The sequence below is a fragment of the Pedobacter sp. Hv1 genome, assembly GCF_001412215.1.
Classification (GTDB): Bacteria; Bacteroidota; Bacteroidia; order Sphingobacteriales; family Sphingobacteriaceae; genus Pedobacter.
In genome coordinates this window covers 38,172-63,296 of sequence record NZ_LLWP01000007.1, presented here as the reverse complement: position 1 = coordinate 63,296, position 25,125 = coordinate 38,172, and the positions used below count along the sequence as shown (strand labels likewise).

Annotated in this window: 17 protein-coding genes and 1 pseudogene; 9 read left to right on the top strand and 9 right to left on the bottom strand. The window is 39.8% G+C overall.

Annotated features, from left to right (window positions below):
• Positions 1-130 precede the first annotated feature (130 nt).
• Complete coding sequence (locus tag AQF98_RS14150) at positions 131-2,647, top strand: cation-translocating P-type ATPase (protein ID WP_055132624.1); 2,517 nt, start codon at positions 131-133, stop codon at positions 2,645-2,647.
• Positions 2,648-2,882: 235 nt separating this feature from the next.
• Here the strand turns inward: AQF98_RS14150 and AQF98_RS14145 are convergent.
• Positions 2,883-8,308 (bottom strand): annotated as a pseudogene (locus AQF98_RS14145) (N-6 DNA methylase).
• A complete protein-coding gene (locus AQF98_RS14140) occupies positions 8,295-8,732 on the bottom strand; it encodes a DUF1896 domain-containing protein (protein ID WP_055132623.1) in 438 nt (145 codons plus the stop codon). The pseudogene AQF98_RS14145 and the gene AQF98_RS14140 overlap by 14 nt, the downstream one beginning before the upstream one ends.
• A gap of 171 nt (positions 8,733-8,903) precedes the next feature.
• On the opposite strand from AQF98_RS14140, the gene AQF98_RS14135 reads away from it, so the two are divergent.
• Both AQF98_RS14135 and AQF98_RS14130 read left to right on the top strand, forming a co-directional pair.
• Entirely contained in the window at positions 8,904-9,080 is a 177-nt protein-coding gene (locus AQF98_RS14135; RefSeq protein WP_055132622.1) for a histone H1, read from the top strand.
• A 218-nt stretch (positions 9,081-9,298) separates the two neighbouring features.
• Positions 9,299-10,522, top strand: a complete 1,224-nt coding sequence (locus tag AQF98_RS14130) for a DUF6051 family protein (RefSeq protein WP_055132621.1) — start codon at positions 9,299-9,301, stop codon at positions 10,520-10,522.
• A 54-nt stretch (positions 10,523-10,576) separates the two neighbouring features.
• Here the strand turns inward: AQF98_RS14130 and AQF98_RS14125 are convergent, their stop codons facing one another.
• The 6 genes from AQF98_RS14125 to AQF98_RS14100 form a co-directional block, all read right to left on the bottom strand.
• On the bottom strand, positions 10,577-11,458 hold the full coding sequence (locus AQF98_RS14125; RefSeq protein ID WP_055132620.1) for an ORF6N domain-containing protein: 882 nt from the start codon (positions 11,456-11,458) through the stop codon (positions 10,577-10,579).
• Complete coding sequence (locus tag AQF98_RS14120; protein ID WP_055132619.1) at positions 11,458-13,542, bottom strand: type IA DNA topoisomerase; 2,085 nt, start codon at positions 13,540-13,542, stop codon at positions 11,458-11,460. The genes AQF98_RS14125 and AQF98_RS14120 overlap by 1 nt, the downstream gene beginning before the upstream one ends.
• 6 nt (positions 13,543-13,548) lie before the next feature.
• On the bottom strand, positions 13,549-15,024 hold the full coding sequence (locus AQF98_RS14115) for a DUF3945 domain-containing protein (RefSeq protein ID WP_055132618.1): 1,476 nt from the start codon (positions 15,022-15,024) through the stop codon (positions 13,549-13,551).
• Positions 15,025-15,109: 85 nt separating this feature from the next.
• Positions 15,110-15,418, bottom strand: a complete 309-nt coding sequence (locus tag AQF98_RS14110; RefSeq protein ID WP_055132617.1) for a helix-turn-helix domain-containing protein — start codon at positions 15,416-15,418, stop codon at positions 15,110-15,112.
• A gap of 26 nt (positions 15,419-15,444) precedes the next feature.
• Positions 15,445-15,798 carry a helix-turn-helix domain-containing protein gene (locus AQF98_RS14105; protein ID WP_055132616.1) on the bottom strand — a complete coding sequence of 118 codons (354 nt, stop codon included), beginning with the start codon at positions 15,796-15,798 and terminating at the stop codon, positions 15,445-15,447.
• Between the two features lie 249 nt (positions 15,799-16,047).
• The gene (locus AQF98_RS14100) at positions 16,048-16,893 is read right to left on the bottom strand and encodes an RteC domain-containing protein (protein WP_055132615.1); all 846 of its coding nucleotides are present in this window, start codon (positions 16,891-16,893) and stop codon (positions 16,048-16,050) included.
• Between the two features lie 454 nt (positions 16,894-17,347).
• On the opposite strand from AQF98_RS14100, the gene AQF98_RS14095 reads away from it, so the two are divergent.
• From AQF98_RS14095 to AQF98_RS14075, 5 genes are all read left to right on the top strand, one after another.
• Positions 17,348-17,692: a hypothetical protein gene (locus AQF98_RS14095; RefSeq protein WP_055132614.1), complete on the top strand. Its 345-nt coding sequence runs from the start codon at positions 17,348-17,350 to the stop codon at positions 17,690-17,692.
• Between the two features lie 160 nt (positions 17,693-17,852).
• Complete coding sequence (locus AQF98_RS14090; RefSeq protein WP_055132613.1) at positions 17,853-18,203, top strand: hypothetical protein; 351 nt, start codon at positions 17,853-17,855, stop codon at positions 18,201-18,203.
• A 133-nt stretch (positions 18,204-18,336) separates the two neighbouring features.
• Entirely contained in the window at positions 18,337-20,112 is a 1,776-nt protein-coding gene (gene argS, locus AQF98_RS14085) for an arginine--tRNA ligase (protein WP_055132612.1), read from the top strand.
• A 215-nt stretch (positions 20,113-20,327) separates the two neighbouring features.
• Positions 20,328-20,987 (top strand): hypothetical protein, encoded by a 660-nt coding sequence (locus AQF98_RS14080; protein ID WP_055132611.1) that lies wholly within the window; start codon positions 20,328-20,330, stop codon positions 20,985-20,987.
• Between the two features lie 18 nt (positions 20,988-21,005).
• Positions 21,006-21,770: a TSUP family transporter gene (locus AQF98_RS14075; protein WP_055132610.1), complete on the top strand. Its 765-nt coding sequence runs from the start codon at positions 21,006-21,008 to the stop codon at positions 21,768-21,770.
• Between the two features lie 451 nt (positions 21,771-22,221).
• Here the strand turns inward: AQF98_RS14075 and AQF98_RS14070 are convergent, their stop codons facing one another.
• Complete coding sequence (locus tag AQF98_RS14070) at positions 22,222-23,334, bottom strand: AI-2E family transporter (RefSeq protein WP_055132609.1); 1,113 nt, start codon at positions 23,332-23,334, stop codon at positions 22,222-22,224.
• A 280-nt stretch (positions 23,335-23,614) separates the two neighbouring features.
• Between AQF98_RS14070 and mnmE the strand changes: the two genes are divergently transcribed.
• Positions 23,615-24,973 carry a tRNA uridine-5-carboxymethylaminomethyl(34) synthesis GTPase MnmE gene (mnmE, locus tag AQF98_RS14065; protein WP_055132608.1) on the top strand — a complete coding sequence of 453 codons (1,359 nt, stop codon included), beginning with the start codon at positions 23,615-23,617 and terminating at the stop codon, positions 24,971-24,973.
• The last annotated feature ends 152 nt before the right edge of the window (positions 24,974-25,125 follow it).

The window sequence follows — 25,125 nt, the reverse complement described above, 5'->3', positions numbered from 1 at the left end:
GATACTTATTGTATTTTAACTATTAATATATTAAATGTTTTACCAACTTACTTTCTCTGCGTTCGTGAAAGCTGTTATCAAGAATAGCTCTTAATGCCGATACTATTTAATAAACAATAATTTTAAAAATATGACAACTTATAATATACCCAATCATCTAAAAGGGCTGACGGTAAACGAGGTAAAGGTTTCCCGGGAGCGGTATGGCTACAACCGGATGGAGGCAATTGGCAAAAATTCCCTGCTGGATATGTTGATCAACATATTGAAAGAGCCAATGCTAATCCTGCTCTTTGCTATTTCAATTATCTATGTGATCGTAGGCGATTATGGCGAAGCACTGTTTATGTTTCTGGCCATTATTGCCGTATCTGCTATTTCCTTTTATCAGGACAACCGCAGCAAAAAAGCACTGGCGGAATTAGAAAAGCTGAATGAACCGCTGAGCACGGTAATCAGAAATTCGGAAGTGGTCAAAATAGCTACGCATGATATTGTCATAGGCGATTTGTGCATTACGGAAGAAGGAAGGACCATCAATGCCGACGGGCGGATTGTCCACAGTAATGACTTTTCAGTCAATGAAGCATCATTAACCGGTGAGAGTTTTTCTGTATTCAAAAACAGTGATCCGGGGAATAATAAAATTTTTAGCGGAACGATTGCCGTTTCGGGATTGGCGGTCTTTGAAGTAGAACAGATTGGAAAACAAACGCAAATCGGCAAGATCGGCGAATCTATCCTGACGATAAAAGAAGAAATTTCACCATTGCAGGTTCAGATACGGAAATTTGTAAAATGGATGGCTGTTGCCGGTATCCTCATTTTTCTAATGGTTTGGATGTTCAGTTTCATACGGACGGGTAATCTTGTTGACAGTCTGTTGAACGGTCTTACCATGGCGATGTCTGTCCTTCCCGAAGAAATTCCCGTTGCATTCACCACGTTTATGGCTTTGGGTGCCTGGAAGCTGATGCGGGAGGGCATCATCATAAAAAGAAGCAGTATCGTAGAAACGTTAGGCAGTACCACGGTTATCTGTACCGATAAAACAGGTACTATTACCGAAAACTCTATGCAGCTTAAACAGTTGTATGATTACCGATCTGACAAAACTTTTGATGAAAAAGAATTTGCCAACCCCGAACTGGCAGCATTGATAGACTATGCGATGTGGAGTAGCGAACCCGTTCCGTTTGACCCGATGGAAAAAACGCTTCACCAGGTGTATGAACAGACACAAAGAGACGATGTAAGAAAAGATTACCAGATGTTCCACGAATATCCATTGGAAGGTAAACCACCTATGATGACGCATCTTTTCGAAAATTCAGAAAAAGAAAGAATTATAGCTGCCAAAGGAGCTCCCGAAGCTATTCTTGCTGTCGCTACGCTCTCGGATACCGAAAAGGATAAAATCAGAGGCCTTATCAGGGAGTTCGGGCAGCAGGGATACCGGGTGTTGGGAGTAGCCAAATCCGGTTTTGAAGGCAATGATTTTCCGGAAAGACAACAGGATTTTGAATTTGAATTTTTGGGATTGGTTGTGTTCTATGATCCTCCGAAGGAAGGGATACGGGAAGTATTCCGTCATATTTATGAAGCAGGCATCAAGGTGAAGGTAATCACGGGAGATAATGCTGATACAACACGCAGCATCGCCTCCCAGGCAGGCATCGTCAATACCGCTGAAGTCCTGAACGGAACCGATGTGGCGGCTTACTCGGAAGAAGCATTAATACCGGTGGCTGAACGCACCGTTTTATTTACCCGGATGTTTCCCGAAGCTAAACTTAGCGTGGTGAATGCACTGAAAAAGAAAGGTGAAGTGGTGGCGATGCTGGGCGATGGTGTAAATGACGGCCCTGCTCTTAAAGCAGCTCATATAGGCGTGGCAATGGGCAACAAAGGAACAGAAATTGCAAAAGCAGCCGCATCTTTGGTGATAACCAATGACGACCTTGAAAAATTAGTTATAGGTATTGCTGCCGGAAGAAGGATTTATGCCAATATCAAAAAAGCTATACAGTACATCATTTCTATCCATATACCAATTATACTGACGGTATCTTTGCCTTTATTTTTGGGCTGGATATTTCCACAGATATTTACACCTGTACACGTTATCTTTCTGGAATTGGTGATGGGACCTACCTGCTCCATTGTGTATGAAAACGAACCGATGGAGAAAAATACGATGCAACAACCGCCCAGAGCAATGACCGATACCTTTTTGAATTTGCGTGAGTTGGCCATCAGTATCATACAGGGGTTAGTAATCACAGCAGGCGTATTATTTACCTATCAATGGTCTGTTCTGAATGGTGGCAGCGAAGAAAAAACAAGGGCAATGGTTTTTACCACACTGATTATCGCAAATATATTGTTGAGCCTCGTGAACCGTTCCTTCTCTTACAGTGTGTTTGACAGCTTCAAGAATAAGAATCCCCTCTTCCCGGTTATTACCGGTCTAACTTTGGTATTACTTTTTGCCATACTGTATATTGCACCTGCTACAAATTTCTTTCACGTAACCGGATTGGACTTACAGGAGTTAGGGATGACATTATCGGTAGCGGCGGTTTCAGTTTTGTGGTTTGAAATTTATAAATTGTTTAGAAGAATGAAAAAATCAACCCTTATGTGATAGTGAAAGGTACATATCCGGTATAACATTCTGCATTAGATAAGGATTAAAGCGATGCTCATTTTTTTATAAATTTACCAAGCTCAAAACAGTACTAACCAAATTGAAACTGCTGCTGCGGTGACTTTTATCCTACATACCTTGAATTGCGGAACAGGAAAACCAATAGGACAAAATTCCATGAGTGACGGGCTTTCAAGAAAATGGACGAGCAGGGTGACAGGGAATGACTTTCTTATAAAACCCCACGGGGTAAATGAATACCTTTTGTCCTTACAATACTCTCCGAAATATTTGAAGTTTCTTTTTGTTTTTCGGTTTGTTCCGCAGGTTCCTCTTTGGGGTCAGGCGTGATAGACAACTGTATCTTTCGTTCAACGGCAGCCAGTTCCGTTTTGAGCTCACTCAATCGGTTTTCCTTAGACCAGGTTCCATTGACCACCTCCTGAAGAACAGGTAAATCTTTTTGCAGTTCGGCAATTTTCTCCTGCTCCTGTTTGACGTAGCCGGGTAGTTTTTCCAATGCCCTTAAAAAATTCATTGAAGCGGTTTCAGGGTCTTTCGCCATTAAACCGTTATTGAATGTGTATTTGATATTGCCCTCGCCTTGTACCAAAAATCGGTTTATCCGAATATCCACGCCTTCTTTTTCGGACATTTCGGTTTTGACCAATAATGTAAATCCGTACAACGTACCGATTTCTTCATACTGACCTCCGGTGCGGGCTTTGTCCGCAAGCTGGTTGAGCTTTGCACCGATTTGTTTAATATCCGCATTGGGCGGTAAACCGTCCAACTGTACAGGATTTGCAATTGTACCGTCCGAACGTTTTTGTATGCGTTGCTGTAAGTTTTCCCAATCGAGGCTCATTCTATTTAATCGGGATTGCGTACTATCCAGCAATTCCGTAAAGTCTTGCAGCTTGTATTTGGCACTGAACTTGGAACGGTTAAACGCCTGTTTTTCGCTTTCCAATCCGGCAATCTGTTTTTCTAATTTGGCTTTATCCAACAGGTCGGTATTTCCCGAAAGGATAGCCACATATTCCGAAAAGTTCATTCCAGATTTTCATCCATACTGCCCTCGTCAATAGTCCGTTTGCCGAGATTGTTGTTTTTTAATTGGTCTATAAATAGCTGTTTATTGTACAGCAGGTTAAACTTGTAGCTATCCAGTGATTTTTCAACGGCATAGATGATTACATCTACTTTGTTGTCGGCAAAGAACTTGGCAATCTCATTGCCTTTTCGGACTGCCCGACCGTCCCTTTGGGCAAGGTCGCTTGGCCGCCACGGTGTATCCAAATGATGAACGGCAACGGCTCTTTTTTGTGCATTCACACCTGTACCCAACATACTTGTAGAACCGAACAGCACACGGATTTTGCCCTCGTTCATTCCCTTGATAAGTTCCTTACGTTGCTTATCATTCTTGGCTTCCTGTATAAACCGGACTTCGTGTGCAGGTATGCCGTGGTCTTCCACCAGCTTACGCTTGATTTCGGAGTACACATTCCATTCGCCCGGCTTGTATGTTCCCAAATCGGAGAAAATGAACTGCGTTCCTTTCTGTGCGTTGTATTGGTTGTAATACTTGGCAATGTTTGCCGCACAATGCGAAGCCTTGCTATCGGGGTGGTCATCATACGCACCGCTTACCATCCGCATATCCAAAGACATTTTACGGGCGTAGTCCGTCGCGATAAGCATCTTTGCTTTTTCTTCGCTTTGTGATAAAGGTTCTCTTCCTAATAAGGTAGCATTTCCTGTTTTGGCAAACTCCATTAGCTTTTTGATAAAATCTTCCTGGTCTGGAGTAGGCGGTATGTTATACAATACCTCGTTCTTATTGGGACGGTCAATGCCTATATCTTTTGCCGTTCTGTAATCTGTAATTTCAGAATAGAATTGAGCCAATTCCGGCACTTTGATAAAGTAGCGGAAACGCTCTTTTGCTACAATGTTGTTAGCAACCGAAAATTCATAATCGGTCGTTTTCCTTGCATAGATGGCTGCCCACGCATCAAAAGAATGAATGCCTTGTTTTTCCATTGCTCTTGGTCGCAGGTATTTGAACAGCAGGTACAGTTCGGTTAATGAGTTGCTGATAGTTGTACCTGAAAGAAAGGTTGCTCCCATATCTGCATTAATACGTTCCTGAATGGTGCGGATTGCAAAGAGCAGGTTCATTGCTTTTAGGCTTCCGTCCACATTTCCCAATCCCGCAACTCTTGAATGTCTTGTGTTAAACATCAGATTTTTGAATTGGTGGCTTTCATCTACGAACAAATGGTCAATACCCATCATCTTAAAGTCCACTACATCATCTTTGCGGTTCTCAATATCGTGTTCAAGGGTTTTGAGCTTTACTTCAAGGTTTTCTTTTCGCTTGATTACTCCTGCAAGCATTCCTCTGGTAATTTCTTTGCCTTGCGATTGCAGCGCATCGAGGTTTCGTTCTACGCTATCTAACTCGATTTGGAGAATTTCCTTTTGCATTTCGGGCGATTGCGGTATCATTCCGAATTGGTCGTGTGTGAGAATAACACAATCCCAATCGTTGTTTTTAATATCGCCAAAAATCCGCAGACGTTTTTGGGGCGTAAAATCTTCTTTGCCCGGAAACAGTATTTTGGCGTGTGGGTAAGCGGTGCGGTAGGCTTCGGCAATTTCGTGAACATTGCTTTTCAGCCCGATAATCATCGGCTTATGGGCCAATCCCAAACGTTTCATTTCCTGTGCTGCGGTACACATCACAAGGGTTTTTCCTGCACCTACTTCGTGGTCACAAATTGCCCCGTTGTTCAGCTTTATCATCCAAACGGCATCCTTTTGGCTTGAATACAGGTCTTCAATGCCCAACGCCTTACGGTCTAAGCCCGGAAAGTCCTGATGGCTTCCGTCATAGTTCGGTCGGACGAAGCAGTTAAACGTATCGTTGTATTGGTCGGTAAGTCTTGTCTTAAATTCACCATTTTGGGCATGAAGCCATTCGGTAAAAGCGGTACGGATTTCGTCAATCCTGGTATTCGCCATTTGTATGGCTTCCATATCCCGCACCTTGACCTCTTGGTCGCCAACCGTAATTTTTTTGGTAATATCAGGCGTGGTATTGACAAGGGCGTGTTTGAACAGGGCAATCCCATCAAACGTCCGGCTTTCAGCTTTGACAGCGTATTTTTCCCATATAAGCAAATTCTTCCGGTCACACTTTACTGAAAAGTCATCAGAGCTTTCAGAGTAATGAACGAGTACATCCGTATCAAAAAGATGTGAAGCAAAACGGGCATAAATGCCAGTGGGTATCCAGCGTTCGCCGAGGTTAAAATCGAGTTCCTCAAATTCGATACGCCTTGGTCGGGCTTCTTCTATGACTGTAAGGCTTGCTTTGGCTTCGGCATCATCGGGATTGCGTTCGAGATACGCTTTGACCTCTTGGGCTTTCTCTACTACATTCCCTGCAATCCAGCGTTCGGATATTTCATATTCCTGTTGCAGAGGATTGTAGTAAATACGACCGTGCAATGCTTCTTTCAAAGCATCGTCCGTCATACCGCTGATTTCGGACATATACTCCAAATCCACGCTTCCGTATTTGTTCAGCGAATCCGCTAACGCTTCTTCGGGATTGTCCGTTGCTATTGTTAAGGTGGAGAAACTTACAGGACGGCTGAATATATCCGCTTTGTGTACCACGCCACCAACGACACGTTCCAAATAAGGGATTTCCTTACCGGAGCTATCCGTTTTGATGAGCTTGATATTATCGGCACTGTTGAGATTTCCGTACCTTTTGACAAAGGCATCGTAAAGGCGGTTAAGCGTTTCCCTTTCTTCCTTGTATTCGGTCTGAAACTTTGCCTCTTTATTATAAAGGTCTTGGTAAACATCACGTACAGCAATGTACGCTTCGGCTCTTGCTTTCTGTAAGGTCGGTAAAGTTAAAGGGTGGAAAACTGCCGTACCGTCTGATGTATCTACATCTTGCAGATAACCGACCCAACCATTATCCACAACAAGACAATCGTTACGGTGGTACGATTGCAGTTTGCCACTATAAGGGGCAGGTTCGGGAATGGTATTGGGAACGGCTGGCTTATCAGCTTGGCCATTCCCGTTTATTTGTGAAAACAGGTCGCCGATAGCTTCCTGTTTTTTACCGTTATTAAATGTATTTCCATTGGTAGCTCTATTAATAACAGGGGGCGTATAAGGTTGCTGCATCGCACTGCTGAACAGGTCAGGTTGGCGACCTATTGCACCTCTTCTTTTGTTGGTGCTTTGCCTTTTAACTTGTGTCGTTCTTTTGGGCGGAGCAGCAACCATTACAGGTTCGTCCGCATTTTCAAACAAGTCGAAAATGCTTAGTTGCTTTAATTCCTGCGGACTTTCCCGATTGATTATAGGAACAGATAAAGATTGTATTTCTGGTTGAATGGTTACAGGTTCGATAACCGGAGGTGTAACCGTTGGTTCAATCGGAATTTGTATTACAGGCTCATCGTTTCGTTCGCCTTTATATAAACTCAAATTCAGGTGCTTTCCAAAATCTTCTGAAAGCATTTGTTTGAGGTCTTTAGCAATTCCCTCAATACCGACTTTGTGTGTATAAATAAGTGCAGGTTGCCCGTAAGGGTCGGTATCTAATCTGCGGTCGGTATGCACAATCCTTGTGCTGTCCTGAAAGAGCGCATTGCCCGGAGTATTGTATTCTGTTTGCCTGCTTTGGCAAAACAGATCTTCCCTTTCGGTCAGACTTTGTTTTGCCGTGTTCTTTTGCAGGATAATCAAATCGCTGCCAACCTCCGTTCCTGCATATTCCGTAAACAGGTTGTTGGGTAAGCGGACAGCCGAAACCAAATTATTATCCTGCATCAACGCCCTGCGTATCGGCTCGTTCTTCGGACTATTCAGAATGCCCTGTGAAGTAATGTAAGCCAGTAAACCGCCCTCACGGAGCATATCAGCACCTTTCAGAAAGAAGTAATTGTGCATGCTTCGGGCTGCTTGTACTTTTGCACTGTCCCTGCTTCGGGAATAGGAAAGGTCGAAAACGGAAGTATCGCCAAATGGAATATTACTGGCGATTACATCAAAGCTGTTTTGTCCCTTTTCGGGGATTTCCTCAAAACCGCTTATACGGATTATGCTTTCGGGATAAAGCTGTTTTAAAATCTTGCCTGTCAGCAAGTCTTTTTCATAAGCGGTAACATTTGCCGATTGATTTTCCGAAAAGGATTGTATGAATGACCCTATACCTGCGGAGGGTTCAAGGAATTTATCAATGTTCAGACCGCTTTCACGCAAAGTTGCGGAAATCGCATCTATGACCTGTGGCGGTGTATAAAAAGCCGTCAGAACAGAGCTTTTCATACTATCCACATACCTGCGGTATTGCTTTTCGTCTTCGGAATTTTCTTTGAGTAGCTGGTGGAGTTCCTGTGTGAGCGGAAAAAGTTCGTGTTCAGTCTTTCTCCAATTGTTGATGTCTATTTCGTTCGCTATAGGGTTCAACACGAATTTAAGACCGCCAAATCCGCTGTATTGCATCATTAGCAGTCTTTCGCCTACGGTGGCTTGCCGTTTCTCCTTTTCCAGTTTAAAAGCAATTCGCAGGGCATCAATGTTCTGTTGGAGATGTTGCTTTTTACTGAAGCCCATTTTTCTCTATCCATATTGCGATGGTTCCGGTTATTTCGGTATAGAGTAAATCAAACTCATAACCGTATGCGAAGTCATCAGTTAGTTCATAGCCGGAGAAAACAGGCTCACAAACAGGAAACATTTTAAGGGCGAACGGTCGCAGTTCCTCGTCTGCCATTATGGTATCAAACTCATTGCATACCACCTGAAACACGGTATCGAATTTGGAGAAGTGCAAACCCTCAAAAAGAATGTAATTGGCTATTTCGTTGCATTGCTCAATGCCGTTTCCCGAACTGAAAGCACCCTCGTAGGCATTGGCAGCCCACGAAGAACGTTGCTCAATAAATTTTTGGTCGTTAGCTTTTTCGGGGAAGCTGGTGTTTAATAATTCTTGCAGTCGTAATCTGAAATACGATAGGTCTTTTTGTTGTGTATTCATACTATAATTTTGTTTAGAATTTTACTTGAAGCCTAAAATTATAGCAGTAGATAAGCCCCTTTGCAGAAGTGGCAGGGTTTGGCGTTGAGAGGCGGGATTTGGCGTAGAGTAACAGGATCTAATAAAACGAAAGTGTATTTTTGCCACTATAAATTTTGATCCATTACCATAATGAACGAACTAATTGAAAAAATCAATGTGAGCTTTGAAACCCTAAAAGCCGACGTAGAATTGCAAGCAGAAAAAGGAAACAAAGTAGCAGGAACAAGAGCCCGAAAAACTTCTTTAGAGTTAGAAAAACTATTTAAAGAATTTAGAAAAGTATCTTTAGAAGCATCAAAAAATTAAAATAAGCCCTCTGAATTCAGAGGGCTTATTGTTTATTCAGGATGCGGAACATTCATTTAAAAGTAGATTTATGGTACTTTGGCAGGAGTTTCAAGCTTTGACGTGAATGGGCATAATTTGAATTAAAATATATGTTTTAACAGCTTGACCATGAGTTGTTTTGTATATTTGCATAAAATCTATGCTTGCTCTAAGCCCGTAGAAGAAATACAGTATATATGCATTATTACCAACTCTATGAATTATTAAAAAAATCCTTTCATAATTCAGATAAAATAACAGATTTGTCTGAACTTGATATATCGATATCACATTATGATTTTGATTCTGAAGATGCTAAGTTTCTGCTTCCGGGAAGTCATAACCTTACTTGTAATAATCATCAGATTTCTTTTGAAGAAATCAGTAACCATCAACCTTATAATCCCGCAATACTTAATAATTCTGATTTTGATATTGACTGCAATAAATCTTTTAAGTATCATGTAATTCAAAATATTTCTTCTCAAAAGGCTAAAGGAATAATCATTATGTTTCATGGACTGAATGAAAAGAATTGGGACAAATACCTTACGTGGGCATATGGGATTGCTCATAAAACTCAAAAAACAGTGATACTTTTTCCTATAGCTTTTCATATGGATCGTGCTCCTAAATTATGGGGACTTCGAAAAGAAATGTATGATATTTCAATAAATCGTAGTAATGAAACAGGAAATTCCGAATCTTCCTATGTCAATGCAGCAATAAGTTCACGATTAGAAGAAAACCCTCAAAGAGTTTTTTGGTCTGGTTTGCAGACTTATACAGATATATTAAGACTTATAAATACTATTCGTGAAGGAAAAATATCCACCATAGATTCCAATGCAACTATTGATTTATTTGGATATTCTATTGGCTCCTTTTTATCTATGATATTAATGATGGCCAACCCGGGAAATATTTTTTCCAATTCAAAACTATTTTGTTTTTGCGGAGGTATGACAATGGATAGGATGAATCCAATATCCAAATATATAATGGATACCCGTGCAGCTATTGAAATTCAGCGATCTTTTGCTTTACTGCTAAATTCAAATTTCTCAACCGATGCAAGGCTTTCCCATTATTTGAATGATATGGATGATCACAAAGAGGGGTGGTTCAAGTCTATGTTAAGATACAGTTATTATCAGGAGGAGCGTGAACAAAGAATTAAAGAAATACAATATCAAATAAAGTCTTTGGTTCTGAAAAAAGATATAGTAACCCCGCCTGTAGAAGCTTTAAACACTCTTCAGGGAGGATACAGAGATATTAATACAGAAGTTCAAATTGAAGATTTCCCGCACCCTTATTCTCATATGGTTCCCTTTCCATTGACAACCAAGAACGCATCAGAGATTGATAAATCATATCATTTATTAATAAATTCTGCTTCTGATTTTTTCAATAATTAAACAAAAGCATCAATCAGTAAGTTATAAGAAGTAAACCCTCCAATTTTGGAGGGTTTACTGTTTGTTTAAAATTTGAAGCATCCTGCCGACTTCTATATCCATTCGTGAAAAGGCAAACCATTTTTTACCCAGGTCTTTCAGTGATGCTCCGATATGGTAGAGTTCCGTATCATCAATAATTAAAAAGCGGTCGTGTGCATCGGAAAAAGCCTCAATTTCAATCAGAGGGTATTGGCTATTGTACCGTTGCACATCCAGCCTTAGCTGGTTGCTGATATTTTTGGTATAGATGGTTGCAGTTACGGCATCGCCACGTTTACCCAATAAGGTCAGTACCGTATCATCTACATAATTATCCAAAAGGATAATGGAACTTTCGGCACTTCGGATAATATCGGAAACAAAGGCATAGGCATCAAAAACCTGCCCGTTGTAGAAAATACCTTTTTCACTGCGGAGCTTATCGCTTTCCATAGCCTTAAAAATCTCTTCAAATTTTTGGTCAGCTTCTAATTGTTTCAGTTCAATGTTATCTAAACGATGAAACAAAGAGGCATTGCTGATAAGCATTCGCCGCATTTCTACAAAGGCTTCCATAATTTCAACACTGGCTTTAACCGCTATATCTGAACGGAGTATAGCAGAAGCCATTGCAACCCCTTGTTCGGTAAAAACATAGGGCAAATAACGTCTTCCGCCGTAGCTTAAACTTGAGGTTCCAAATTGGAACCTCAAGTTTTCAACTTCCTCATCGGTCAGTTGAAAGCAGAAAGAAACAGGAAACCTGTCTATATTTCTTTTTACGGCTTTGTTAAGGTTCTTTGTTTCTACCTGATATAAATTAGCAAGGTCGCTATCCAACATCACTTGCTTGCCCCGTACAGTATAAATCAGGTTTCTGATTTCCTTGCTAATAATGATGGATTTATTTTCCATTACTTTTTGTAGCTTTTATTTTTATCAAACTCAAAAGAGGTTGTACAATCCTCTTTCAATACGATATACGCATCGAATTTCTTACCTGCCTTGCTTTTCATTCCTTTGATTAGTGAAGTTTTCTTTTTATTGATAAGGATTTCAATATCGGCTATGCCGATTTGTACGCCACACACATTACGGAACTGTACCCAATTACAATCCTCATCAGGACACTTCACGATTTTATCACGGATAATGAGTTGATGGCTTTTGCATTTCGGGCAGACCAATTTAGGCAGGTTGTTTTGGGCAATGGAAGTTTGCAACAATTCATCGGTAATAGATGAAGCGTATTTCTCCATTTCCTTTTGAAATGCTCCGGCATCAGTTTCGTTGTTTTCGATTTTCTGCAATGCGAGTTCCCATTCGGCGGTCATTGCCACGTCCGCAATTTTGCGGTCTTTGACCAATCCATATACCTGCAATCCCTTTTCGGTTGGTATCAAAGATTTCTTTTCCCTTTGGATATAATTTCGGGTAAACAGGGTTTCGATTATTGCGGCTCTTGTAGCCGGAGTACCGATACCGATATTTTGCAGGGCTTTCCGTTCGTCTTCATTTTCGATTTCCTTTCCGGCACTTTCCATAGCCGACAAAAGCCCTGCTTCGGTATAAAGCACAGGGGGTTTAGTTTTCTTTTCGAGAACGGAGGCTTCTTTTATTTTAAGTTCATCGCCTTTTTTCAGTTCGGGCAAATCCTGTAAAGGTTCGGTATCATCGTCCGTGAAACTTCCCTTAACGGAACGCCAGCCAGCTTCTATAACCTTACAGCCTTTTGCGGTAAAATCGTAATGCAATACCTGTAAACCGACATCGGTTAGCTCTTTGATACAGGCTTGTGAAAGGGCTTCGAGCAATCGAAAGGCAATCATATCATAAACGGCATTTTCCTTTGCGTTCAGTGCTGAAGGAATTTTGTCTGTAATCAATAATCCGTGGTGGTCTGTAACACGCAAATCGTTCACGATACGTTTATTGAAACGTCCCCATTTCATTTTTGATACGGTTTGCTTGCAGGCTTCCCTGTCCTGCAAAGCTCTCACGAGATTGGGAATTTCTGCCCACATATCTTCAGGAATGTATTTGCTTCCGGTGCGTGGGTAAGTGATAAACTTCTTTTCGTAAAGGCTTTGGGCAATGTTGAGGGTTTCTTCGGCAGAAAGGTTCAATTTTTTGTTGGCTTCCTTTTGCAAGCCCGTAAGGTCGAACAATAAGGGTGGTTGATCTGTAACGCTTTTGGTTTCTACTGATATAACTGTTGCCGTTTCGCTTCGCTGAATGGCTTTCAGCGTATCATCGGCAAGTTTTCGGTCTTCCCATTTGGTTTTGGAAAGGCTTTTAAAATCTATCCCTTCTTTATTGTGCAATAACTGTATCTGCCAATATTTCTTTATTGAGAAATTCTTGTTCTCCAAATAGCGTTTGCATATCAAAGCCAGTGTGGGTGTCTGCACTCTTCCGAGCGAATAGATGCCATTGCCTGCGGCAATGCTCAATGCCTGTGTAGCATTAATGCCCACAAGCCAATCGGCTCGGCTTCTGCCTTGTGCCGCCTGATGCAATCTGTCAAATGCTGCCCCGTCTTTAAGGTTATCAAAGCCTTGTTTTATGGCTTTTTCGGTAAGCGAACTAATCCAAAGGCGTTCAAATGGCTTGTTGCATTTGAGGTATTCGTAGATATAGCGAAATATCAATTCGCCCTCACGTCCTGCATCGGTAGCAACAATAATGCTGTTGCTACGGCTAAAAAGCTGTTCGATAACTTTCAGTTGCTTTAATGCACCTGTATCGGCGGTATAGCCTTTGTCCTTTTTGACTTTCCGGACGGTCAGCAAAAACGGGTTGGGGAGTATTGGCAAAGCTGCTTTGTCAAATCCCGAAATCCCGTAATCTTCGGGCATTCCCAATCCTATCAAATGACCGAATGCCCACGTAACAAAATAGCCGTTACCTGTCAGGTAGCCGTCCTTTTTATCAGATGCTCCCACAAGTCCGGCTATTTCCCTTGCTACGCTTGGTTTTTCTGCAATAATTGTTTTCATACTTGATTACCTTTTTACGCCTTTGGACTTTGCAGGAGCTTTGGGTTTTTCCTGTTGTTCCTGCTGTTGCTTGTTTTTAGGGCTTTGCTGTCCCGACTTCAAAGGCTCGTTGATGTTTTTGGTCGCTTCGTTGGTTTTGCCCTCCGAATTGACGGCAGTTTGCGTTTTGTGGGCTTCGGCAGGTTTTGCCTGTGCCTTAACCTGGCTTGGAAATTGGAAGTTTGTTTTTCCCGTTTCCGCATTGAAAGTGATATAGCCCTGATAAGGTTGCCCTTTCTTATCCCTCAATCCCTCAATGTAGATGGTTTGACCGTTTTTGAAATCCTTATGTTGCTCGTCGGTCAGTTCCTTGCCACGGAATGTTTTTGGAGCTTCCTGCGGTTGGTTTTGCTGATTACTTTGCCCGTTGTTTTGAGTTTGACCGTTGCTTTGGCTTTGCCTGTTGGAATTATTGCGGTCAAAAAGGAACTCCACATAACGTTTGTCTGCATTGAATTGTACCGTTGCCGAAAATTCAGTTCCTTTTGTGGAAATCATACCATCTAACTTTAGCGGTTTGCCCTCCATTAAGGTTTGCTTTTGAGCATCGTCCAATTTTACACCCTTAATTTCATCGGGAATTTTTATGAAATCCGTTCTTAGTGCAACAAGTTCATTGGTAAGCCTGTCCACACTGATAATGGATGGCATTAGTTCGCCAGTTTTGGAATTTTTCAAATCAACCACACGCCCCATATTTGCAGTTTCGAGCAAGTTTTTCTTGTCGTCATCTGTAAACTTGTGTCCGAAAAACTCAAAGTTGAGGTTAGGTTCTTTTCGGATACCGTTTAATGCCGGAACTACTTTTCCATCTTCGGTAGTCTGTAAAGACAAACGTACATCTGTACGAAGAATAGCTGTACCGAAATTAACGCTCACAGGTATAAGCTCATTGGTTTTGTAGCCTTTCAATAAAGGTTCAAGGAGGTTTCTTTTTTCAAGGTATTCCTTGCTTAATCCGAGATTGTTCATTGTGTCCCAATCAATCTGTTCCGGCTTGTAGCGGTATTCGCTTGTTTCCGGCGTTGCCTGTGCTGTTTCCATATTATTTTGATTTTCTTGTTTCTTATCCGGTTGGGGTTCAGTTTTCACTTCGTGTTCTTTCATCACTTTTTCGCCTTCGGGAGTTGGCTTATCCACCTGCTTTTGCATTTCCTGTGCTTTTTCAATGGCGGTAGGTGCGGGTACTTTGAAGAATGAAAAGTTGGTAGGGTTCTTCAGTTGGCTGAAAAAATTGGAGAAGAAGTTGGAAAAGAAATCACCGCTTTTGTCCACACGCATAAACTGGTTTTCGTTTTTCTTTGTGGGGTCAACGGTTTCCATTTTCCCGTTTTCGTCTATACTCTTTACGGCTTGGATTTTCATTTTCTCTTTATCCAGCACCAATAATATGTCCGATAGTTGTTCGGGCATTTCCTGTTTGTTTGTGGTTTCTTCACTCATAATCTGAAAAATTTTAAAGTTCGATGCCGAAAGTAAAGGAAGTGTTCACCGCATTGCACTAATTGGCACTCAAAGGCAGCGTTTGTCACTTATTGGCATTCAGTTTAGTTATGGGAGGATTAAAACTCTCCCTTATAAACTGATGCACATCAGACAGCTTGTAATACAATTTTCCGCTGATGGTATAATAGGGCAGTTTGCCGATTGAACGATACCGTTGCAGGGAGCGGTTGCTGATTTTTAGCATTTGGAGCAAATCCTGGTTATCCAACAATTCCTCACCATCTATACTGTTTCGTTTCTTCTGTAACTCATCTATATTGTCCCCCAGCATATCAAGGCGACCCATTAAGCGTTCCATCCATGCCAAAAATTCAATTCTATCTATATTCATAGGGATATACTTTTAAGGGTTCATACCTACTTTTTATCTGTCTTTAGCTTTCTGCCTTTTTCGATATAGCTTTTGCCCTTTGCCATAAGTTCCCCTACAAATTCATCACTGCTCTGTATGGCGTTAGCATTGAGCATATCCTTAATAGCTCCAATGGTGTAGAAGTATTGACCATAGATTTTTGAATAAGCTATCTCCCCTTTGGTACGCATACGCCAGAGGGTTTTCTCGCTGATATGCAGGTACTGGCATACCTCGTGGTTATTGAGCCATAGGTCATCATAGCTTTTATCTTTCTGTCTTTTCAGATAATCGGCAATGGCATTGATACGGCTGTTAAGCTGTTGCCAGGCTTCTTCTTCAATGGTTATTATTTTCATTGCACAGTTTTTTAATATTCACTATGCAAAATTGTGAAAGGTGGCAGTGTTTGTCTGCCAATGCTTGCCAATTGGTTTGGCACTTTTTTGAAAATTTTACAATTAGGGAAAACCCTTGTTTAATAAGGATTTTGGGGCAGTGGGGATATTTTGTCATCGAGTTTTGCCAACATTTGCCAATTGGCAGATATGGGTAAAGAAAAAGCAGCACGTTTTAGGTACTGCTTTGAATTAATTGTGTTGATATGGCTAAAGGTCTTTATCCATATATTCTTCGAGGGATATTTTGAGCTGGTCTAAAAATGCAGTCCGGGAGCCAGCTCTTGTTTTCATTCGGTGGAAAGAATGATGCAGGTCACCAAGTGGGATATGGAAAAGTATCTGAAACATAAGGCTTATTTTTCGGATACCGATTTTACCGTGAGAAATTACACCTGAAGCGTGAAGTGCATACACTAATTCAATGAGAGCATTTTTGCTGTCTGTCCAAAATATATCTTTGGAGCTTTCCTGCTTTTGCAAAATCATATCAGGACCTTCATCAGGATTGATTTTTGTAAGCAAGTATGAATAGAGCAATTCATTAGCGATAATCCTTGCAATTTTGTAATCGAAAAAAGTCGAGAATGCCGGATCTATTTCAAACACAATACTGTTAAGCCCATCATGGTAGTTTATATTTCCACGTTTGAAATAAGTATCATCACGGTCTGTTCGTCCCGAGCGGTAATACCTGTAAAAATCGGAATTACAAATATGCTCAATATACTCCCGTTTCAGGTTTGCAAACTGTGTGGAAAAGTAACTGTAATACATTTTTCCATTGCTTACTGGGCAAGTTGTTTCTATTCTATAAACTTTATTATAAAAAATGAGCTTACCGAGTATTTGTGGCTTTATGGTATGGAAGAAATGTATCTCTTCCGCATCGTTTTTAAATCCTTCTTCAATGATGTATTTCTTGACCGAAAATAAAAGGTCTTGGAGATACAAAGTCATTTCATAAGCCTCATCAATCAACCTTTTGCTTTGTGCTGAAATCTTATTCTCCTTGTTGTGTATCTCTAAAAGGATGTTTTGCAGAAAGTATTTCATAGCTTGTAATTTTATAAGGATTAACAGTACTTCTAGGCGGTTTTCCCTAATTAAATAACAAACATTAGTATAATAAATGACAATCTTTCCCAACTTGGGGGCAACAGGGGAAAGGTTTTTTTGATTTGCCTATTAATAATTTAAGTTTTATACTGCTAAATAGAAAAATAAGTAGGCATTGTATAAGTATAAAAATATAAGCATCCCTTAACCTATTTTTTGTATTTTTGTAATGATTTACAAGGAAAAAAATAGAAAATTAATGCAAATAGTACCATTACTAAATCGTTACCTGATACGATTTCCTACCTCGTAAACTACTCTTTATTAGCCACTTTGGACTTTATTAACCTTTTTCAAATAAAATAATGAATGAGATGAACATTGAATTTCTTGTATAGAAAAATTCAAAAAAGATATATTTAGTTAATCTTTAACCCTAAAACTAAAAAACATGAAAAAATTATGTTGTCTATTGCTGTTCGCCAGTTTGTTCTTGGTATCGCCAGAATTTTCTAAAGCCAATGCTGTTAGTGCTAAGTTTGATCCACCACCGATTCTAACCTGGTATTGTGGAGTATTTGAGTGGGGTGGAGGTGGAGGGCTGCCTGCAGGTACTTATCAGGTATTGTCTGATTTAGATGGATCACATACCGATGTGCTCTATATCTACGATGGTACTACCAGTTACGCTTGTACAGGTAGTACTTATGATCCGTTTGCTGGTACGGCCAATTTAATTGTGCAAATTCCAGGTTATGGTTACAGCTTTATAGGCAATGTAACTGTCGTCTATTAATAAGAAATTAAGGGAGAATAGTTATCGTGCTGTTCTCCATTAATTATTTAATGTTTTGAGTTTTTTTACTCACAATGAATGAGATGAACATGAAATTCTTTGTTGAGCTAAGTTTAATAAAAGGTATATTTAGTTAACCTTTAACCTAAAACTTAAAAACATGAAAAAACTATTTTTGTTGCTATTTATTTCTTGTGCTTTTTTAGCTAGTCCATTACATTCAACCGCCGAAGTTGCCGTTTTAAAAAGTGATACCCCTCCAGTAAAAACCTATTATTTAGGTTATTTTGAATGGAGTGGAGACATGCATTTACCCGCTAGTACTTATCAGGTATTGGCAGACCCTAGTGATACTACCAAAATACTTTATCTGTACGATGCGTATAACGATATTAGTTATGAGTGTTTGTATAGCACTTATGATGCTGTAAATAAGATTGCCAATATTACATTAAATACACCTACCCACGGAATGGTGTATTGGGGTAGTGTAGGTGTGGTAGAAGAATAAAACTAATGAAATGGAGCAAGGTTTTTTGAGCCTCGCTCCATTTTTATGATGATTTCTCTGTGTTTTCATCTTGCTGCAGCGTTCTTTCTGCTTTGTACTTTCAGCTTTAGGGTTTAATCGCTATTTTTGGAACATGAATTTTATCATTACCGAAACTTTAAACGCAATTAAACAAATCTACAACGAAGAAGTTGCCGAAAGCGTAATCAATGTACAAGAAACCCGCAAAGAATTTGAAGGGCAGCTCACCATTGTTGTTTTCCCGATTGTACGGTTTTCTAAGAAATCGCCAGAAGAAACGGCAAGTGCTATTGGCCAATACTTGGTAGATCATGTAGCAGAAGTTACGGCTTTTAATGTGGTAAAAGGCTTTTTAAATTTGAGCATTGCCGATAGTTATTGGTTAAATCTATTTAACAACGAATTGTTGAGTGCTGATTTTGCCAAAATCAAACCTAATGGCAAAAAGGTAATGGTAGAATATTCATCGCCAAATACCAACAAACCTCTACACTTGGGCCATGTTCGCAATAATTTATTGGGTTATTCGGTTTCGGAGCTGTTAAAGGCCGATGGTTACGAGGTATACAAAGTAAACTTGGTAAACGATAGGGGTATCCATATCTGTAAATCGATGTTGGCTTGGCAAAAATGGGGCAATGCAGAAACCCCAGAAAGCTCAGGGCTAAAAGGCGATCACCTGGTTGGAAAATACTATGTAATTTTTGATAAAGAATATAAAAAACAGATCGAAGCCTTAATGGCTGAGGGGAAAACCGAAGACGAAGCCAAAAAGGGTGCAGCTTTGATTAAAGAAGCACAACAGATGTTATTGGCCTGGGAAGCAGGTGATGAGGCTGTAATTGCCCTTTGGAAAATGATGAATGGCTGGGTTTACGATGGTTTTGCCGTAAGTTATAAAAACTTAGGTGTTGACTTTGATCAATATTATTATGAAAGCAATACCTACCTATTGGGTAAGGATATTGTTGATGAAGGATTAGCAAAGGGTGTTTTCTTTAAAAAGGAAGATGGCTCTGTGTGGATTGATCTCACTGCCGAAGGCCTAGACCAAAAATTGGTGTTACGTGCCGATGGTACTTCGGTTTACATTACCCAGGATTTGGGAACTGCCCAAATGAAATATGATGATTTTCATATGGATCAATCTATTTATGTGGTTGGTAACGAACAAGATTACCACTTTAAGGTATTGTTCTTGATCTTAGAGAAACTAGGTAAAAGTTGGGCAAATGGTTTGCACCACTTGTCGTACGGAATGGTAGATCTACCAAGCGGAAAAATGAAAAGCAGGGAAGGTACGGTAGTGGATGCTGATGATCTGGTAGCTGAAATGATTGAAACTGCTAAACAAAAGACGGAAGCCCTAGGTAAAATCAACGATTTCTCTGAAACTGAAAAAGAAGAGCTGTATTACAATATTGGTTTGGGTGCTTTAAAATATTTCTTGTTAAAGGTAGAACCTAAAAAACGTTTATTGTTTGATCCAGCAGAGTCGATCGATTTTCAAGGTCATACAGGGCCATTTATTCAGTATACCCATGCAAGGATCAAGTCTTTATTAAACAAAGCTAATTATCAGTTAACGGTTGGTGCAGATCAGTTTTCGGTTGGGCTTTTACCTACAGAACTGGAAATGATCATGTTGTTGTCCAAATATCCAGAAGAGATTGCGGCAGCTGCCAAGGCTTATAGTCCAGCATTTTTAGCCAACTATTTATACGAGGTGGCTAAACTGTTCAACAAATTCTACCACGAGGTACCACCTATTGTAAAAGAAGAAAATGTAGCCTTGAAACAGCACCGATTAAATATCTGTAAGTTAACAGCAGATATTTTGAAAACCGGAACTGCTATTTTGGGTATCAATGTGCCTGAAAGGATGTAGGTTGGTTCATTAGTATCATTGGTTCATTTGTTCACTAGTGTTGTTATTGGTTCATTGTCTTCGATACTTCGTTCAACTCAGTATAAACTAAGCTCAGACTGACAAAGTCATTGGTTCATTGTCTTCGACAGGCTCAGACTGACAAGGAATGGCTTTGTAATACGATAATTGATAAATTGTGGCTATCTTATGGCCGGTTTAAACAATCTTTTGATATGAAAAATATAGCTCTGGTTCTTTTATTTGCTTGCTTGTGCTGTTTGATAGCTAATGCGCAAGAAAAAGTCATTTTTAAAGATGATTTTGAAGGGTATGACAATGACTGGAAGCTTGTGAATAACAAGGAGTTTGAGGTTAAACAAGAGAATGGCATTTTATCTATCAAAAAAGCAACTGAAAACAAAGTGATCAATGGCTGTTTATGGTATAAAAAAACCATATACGATTTTGATGTCACCAAAAATTTCTCGATTGAGTTTGATGCAAATTACCTCAGCTCAGAAGCTGATTTTCGTGTTTTTGATATTCAATGGGGTAAGATACATGAGGCCGATGGTGTAAGAAGAACAACCATCTACCAAATCGATTTTGGAGCTACGGCAATTAGAGTAAATAAATTCGACTTGCATAAAGGTTGGACGTATGGGAAGTGGTCATATCAATTAAGAGATGAAACTCTTTCAAAGTTTAATATCAAAAGTGGTACTTTTAATAAATATCAAATTATACAGCAAGATGGCATGCTGATGGTAAAAATGGATGGTCAACTCGTTTACAAGGTACCTATAGAACCATTACTGATTGGAAGTGAGATAGGTTTTCAACAATGCTTAAAAGGTGAATGGCAAATGGATAATCTTGTAATCAAACAATAACTTTTCTCTATCAATTCCATGCTCCAAGAACTCATTTTACTTTGTTTGGCAGCCTTTGCTGCAGGTTTTATAGATGCCATTGTAGGTGGCGGAGGTCTATTGCAAACGCCTGCTACGTTGCTGATCTTGCCACATTATCCGGTAGCTACACTTTTCGGCACGGTTAAACTTCCATCTTTGGCGGGCACCTGCGTAGCGGCTTTTAAATATTCTAAACAAGTAAAGTTCAATTACAGGGTGTTGATTGCCTGTGTGATTGCAGCATTTTTTGCTTCGTTACTAGGTGCATATTCGGTAAGTATGATCAATAATGCGGTGATTAAGCCTATTATTTTGGTGGTATTGGTCTTGGTAGCAATTTATACTTATTTTAATAAACAGTTTGGTATCCATCAACATAAAGAACACTCTGTTAAAAAGCAGGTGCTGTTGGCCGCCATCTTTGGTTTGGTGATTGGTTTTTACGATGGGTTGATTGGCCCTGGGACTGGTTCTTTTCTAATTTTGGTATTTATAGCAGTTTTGGGTTTCGATTTTATTGGGGCAAGTGCACATGCCAAGATCGTCAATATTGCTACCAACCTGGCGGCTATCATCTATTTTAGTTCTACGGGTCATGTATTGTTTCAATATGCAATTCCTATGGCTATTTTTAATGTGATCGGTTCCTTTTTTGGGGCCAAGCTTGCCTTGCTTAAGGGCAATAAGTTTATCCGAATCTTCTTTCTGATCGTTATTTTTGGAACTATTTTGAGGTTCGCTTATGATGTGTTGCTGAAGTAGTAGTTTTACTATATAAAAAATACAACCACATAGGTACATAGTTCACATAGATTTTAACCATCTAAGACACCTGAGTTGCACATCTAAGTCTTAGCATCCCTTAGGTTTCTTAGGTGGTGAACAATTAAAAATGCGACCACATAGGCACATAGCTCATATAGGGTTTAATTATATAATGCATCTTAGTCTAATTATTTCTTAGGTTATTGAGGTGGTGAAAAATCATAATCATGACCACATAGGGTTTACCATCTAAGGCACCTGAGTTGCATCTAAGGCTAAGTATTTCTTAGGTTACTAAGGTGGTGAATAATTAGAAACATGACCACATAGCTACATAGTTCACATAGGTTTAATCATCTAAGACACCTTAGTTACATCTAAGTCTGCGTGTTTCTCAAGTGGTAATAGAAAGATTATCTTAATGCCTTCATGTTTCAACCTATTTTAATCAATCCGCACTTTTGGTGCTTACTTTGGTCTTTTTGCCAAAACCGGGAAAAGACATTGGACTTTTTGATGGTCTTTCATCGCCCAATAAAACACCCCATTGTTGATACGAATCTGTACGATCGAAAATGATTTTTAGTACCGCAATAATTGGTAAGGATAGGAACATGCCGGAGACCCCTGCTATAGTACCTCCAATCAGCACACCTAAAATGGAGAATAAAGCATTTATTTTAACCTTCGAGCCTACAATACGAGGCATCAAGATATTGTTGTCTAAAAATTGTACCACTGCAATTACCCCTAAAACAGTTACTACAGGCCATAATTCGGTAGAAGAAGTTAAGGTTAACAATACTCCAATCAAGTTGCCAATCAATGCCCCAACATAAGGAATCAAGTTTAAAATGGCAAAGATTACCCCAATTAACAAAGCATGTTTAATGCCAACCAACATCAAAATACCGCCCAATAGAATGGTCATGTAACTTACCTGAATCAATAAGCCAATTAAGTAACTTTTAATAATCGATTCGGTTTCGTAAACAGCTTCTTTTACTTTAGGGTGATCGTTAGTTTTGAACCACATAAAAGTAAAACGGAGTAGAATATCTTTGTAAAATAAGATCAGGTAGATGTAAATTGGCAAGAGGCCCACAAATACAAAAACACCACTCAACGTTACAGCGGCACCACCAGCAGCTTTGCCTGCCATGCTCAGCATATCATTGCTTTTGTTTTCTATAAATTCGGTTTGTTTAGTGGTTTCAACCCCAGTTAGATTAAATATCCATTCTTGTAGAGATTGGAGGTGTTTGGTTACGTTCTGTTTAATTTGTGGGAAATCACTTACCAAAATACCGATCTGTGCCGAAAAGAACCAGACGATACCTGCAATAAAAATCACTACAAATAAAATGGGCAGGATAATAGAAATAGATTCGGGTACTTTATATTTTCTTAAAAATCGGTAAATGGGCAAGAGCATAATGCTGATGAAAAATGCCATCACAATCGGCATGATGATATCTCGGCCCACCACCAAAATGGCAATCAATAATACAAGGCCCAATAATTCGATAGATCGTTTTACACTTAAGGGTAGTTCTTTCATAGGTTTCTAGTTTGTTCCAGCTTTAAACACTAATGTAGGTAAATTGTTTTGAGTACTAAGATTCAAGTACGAAGTATAAAGGTTAGAGTACTAAGTATAAAGATTAAAGTACAAAGATCAGTTGTCAGTTAACAGTTTGTATGCTTTAACCTTTGGTATTTGAGCTATGAACTATAAACGATGAACCATGAACCATGAACAATCGACAATTGACCAATAAACCATTGTGCGAATGAACCTACAAAATCTTTGCCCTTAATCCTGTATCTTTGCACTCAATATGTATACAACAGATACCATCATTGCTTTGTCTACTCCTCCAGGTAGCGGTGCCATTGGCGTAATTCGTCTATCAGGTCCAGATGCTATTCAACTGACCAATCAGGTTTTTGCAGGTAAGGACTTGACAAAGCAAGCTACCCATACCTTACATTTTGGACTGATCAAGGATGAAGACATGATGATAGACGAGGTGGTGGTAGGTTTGTACATTGCCCCAAAATCTTATACCAAAGAGAATGTGGTAGAGATCTCTTGCCATGGTTCTAACTACATTATCCAGCAGATTTTAAACTTGCTGATTAAAAAGGGGGCAAGGGCAGCCAAACCGGGCGAATTTACCTTAAGAGCCTTTTTAAATGGTGCATTCGACCTGAGTCAGGCAGAAGCTGTGGCCGATCTCATTGCCTCAGATAGTAAAGCCTCTCATGATGTAGCTTTGCAGCAGATGCGCGGTGGTTTCTCTACCGAGCTGAAAGACCTTCGTGAGCAATTGATCCATTTTGCCTCCATGATAGAGCTAGAACTTGATTTTGCGGAAGAAGATGTAGAGTTTGCCAATCGCGACCAATTAAGGGCATTAATCGTCCGCATCAATACGGTATTGCATCGCTTGATTTCTTCTTTCGAAATGGGAAATGTACTTAAAAATGGTGTGCCCATTGTAATTGCGGGTAAACCAAATGTAGGTAAATCGACCTTGTTAAATGCCTTGTTAAACGAAGAAAGGGCTATCGTATCTGATATTGCAGGGACCACTCGCGATACTATTGAAGACGAATTGAACATTAGCGGCATCATTTTCCGTTTTATCGATACTGCCGGGATCCGTGATACCGCAGATATTATTGAAGCCAAGGGGGTAGAGCGTACCTTAGAGCGAATGAAACAGGCCAAATTGATTATTTATATGGTCGATGCCTTGCAAACGCCCGATGAGTTGCAAGAACAACTGGTAGACCTGCGCAAAATAGATATTCCTTATCTGGCCTTAGTGAACAAGGCCGATCTGTTTACACCTGAACAACGCCAAGCTTTTGAGCAACAAGAAGTACTTTTCCTTTCTGCCAAAGAGAACATCGGGGTTGATGAACTCAAAACCAGTTTATTGGAAAAAGTGAACCTGCACCACATCAATACCAGTGAAACCTTGTTGAGCAATATTCGCCATGTAGAAGCGCTTAAAAACACGGAAAATGCCTTACACAATGTGCTCAACAATATCGATAACCCCATTACCTCCGATTTTTTAGCGATGGATATTAAACAGGCTTTACATTACCTTGGTGAGATTACTGGTACGGTTACAACGGATGATTTACTGGAGAATATTTTTAGTAAGTTTTGTATAGGTAAGTAGTTGATTATCAATTAATTGCATATATTATCATATGATCGATTGAACTAGGTTTCTGCTTTCTTATTACTTCTTTTAACTTCATTTACCTGATAATTTTTCAGAGTATTTCCGAAGTTTTATTTTTCGTTCGAAAAACGACAGAAAACAGTTTT

Coding starts and splice junctions, on each gene's coding strand:
- AQF98_RS14150 (WP_055132624.1), top strand. CDS start 131: ATGACAACTTATAATATACCCAATCATCTAAAAGGGCTGACGGTAAAC.
- AQF98_RS14140 (WP_055132623.1), bottom strand. CDS start 8,732: ATGAATACACAACAAAAAGACCTATCGTATTTCAGATTACGACTGCAA.
- AQF98_RS14135 (WP_055132622.1), top strand. CDS start 8,904: ATGAACGAACTAATTGAAAAAATCAATGTGAGCTTTGAAACCCTAAAA.
- AQF98_RS14130 (WP_055132621.1), top strand. CDS start 9,299: ATGCATTATTACCAACTCTATGAATTATTAAAAAAATCCTTTCATAAT.
- AQF98_RS14125 (WP_055132620.1), bottom strand. CDS start 11,458: ATGGAAAATAAATCCATCATTATTAGCAAGGAAATCAGAAACCTGATT.
- AQF98_RS14120 (WP_055132619.1), bottom strand. CDS start 13,542: ATGAAAACAATTATTGCAGAAAAACCAAGCGTAGCAAGGGAAATAGCC.
- AQF98_RS14115 (WP_055132618.1), bottom strand. CDS start 15,024: ATGAGTGAAGAAACCACAAACAAACAGGAAATGCCCGAACAACTATCG.
- AQF98_RS14110 (WP_055132617.1), bottom strand. CDS start 15,418: ATGAATATAGATAGAATTGAATTTTTGGCATGGATGGAACGCTTAATG.
- AQF98_RS14105 (WP_055132616.1), bottom strand. CDS start 15,798: ATGAAAATAATAACCATTGAAGAAGAAGCCTGGCAACAGCTTAACAGC.
- AQF98_RS14100 (WP_055132615.1), bottom strand. CDS start 16,893: ATGAAATACTTTCTGCAAAACATCCTTTTAGAGATACACAACAAGGAG.
- AQF98_RS14095 (WP_055132614.1), top strand. CDS start 17,348: ATGAAAAAATTATGTTGTCTATTGCTGTTCGCCAGTTTGTTCTTGGTA.
- AQF98_RS14090 (WP_055132613.1), top strand. CDS start 17,853: ATGAAAAAACTATTTTTGTTGCTATTTATTTCTTGTGCTTTTTTAGCT.
- argS (WP_055132612.1), top strand. CDS start 18,337: ATGAATTTTATCATTACCGAAACTTTAAACGCAATTAAACAAATCTAC.
- AQF98_RS14080 (WP_055132611.1), top strand. CDS start 20,328: ATGAAAAATATAGCTCTGGTTCTTTTATTTGCTTGCTTGTGCTGTTTG.
- AQF98_RS14075 (WP_055132610.1), top strand. CDS start 21,006: ATGCTCCAAGAACTCATTTTACTTTGTTTGGCAGCCTTTGCTGCAGGT.
- AQF98_RS14070 (WP_055132609.1), bottom strand. CDS start 23,334: ATGAAAGAACTACCCTTAAGTGTAAAACGATCTATCGAATTATTGGGC.
- mnmE (WP_055132608.1), top strand. CDS start 23,615: ATGTATACAACAGATACCATCATTGCTTTGTCTACTCCTCCAGGTAGC.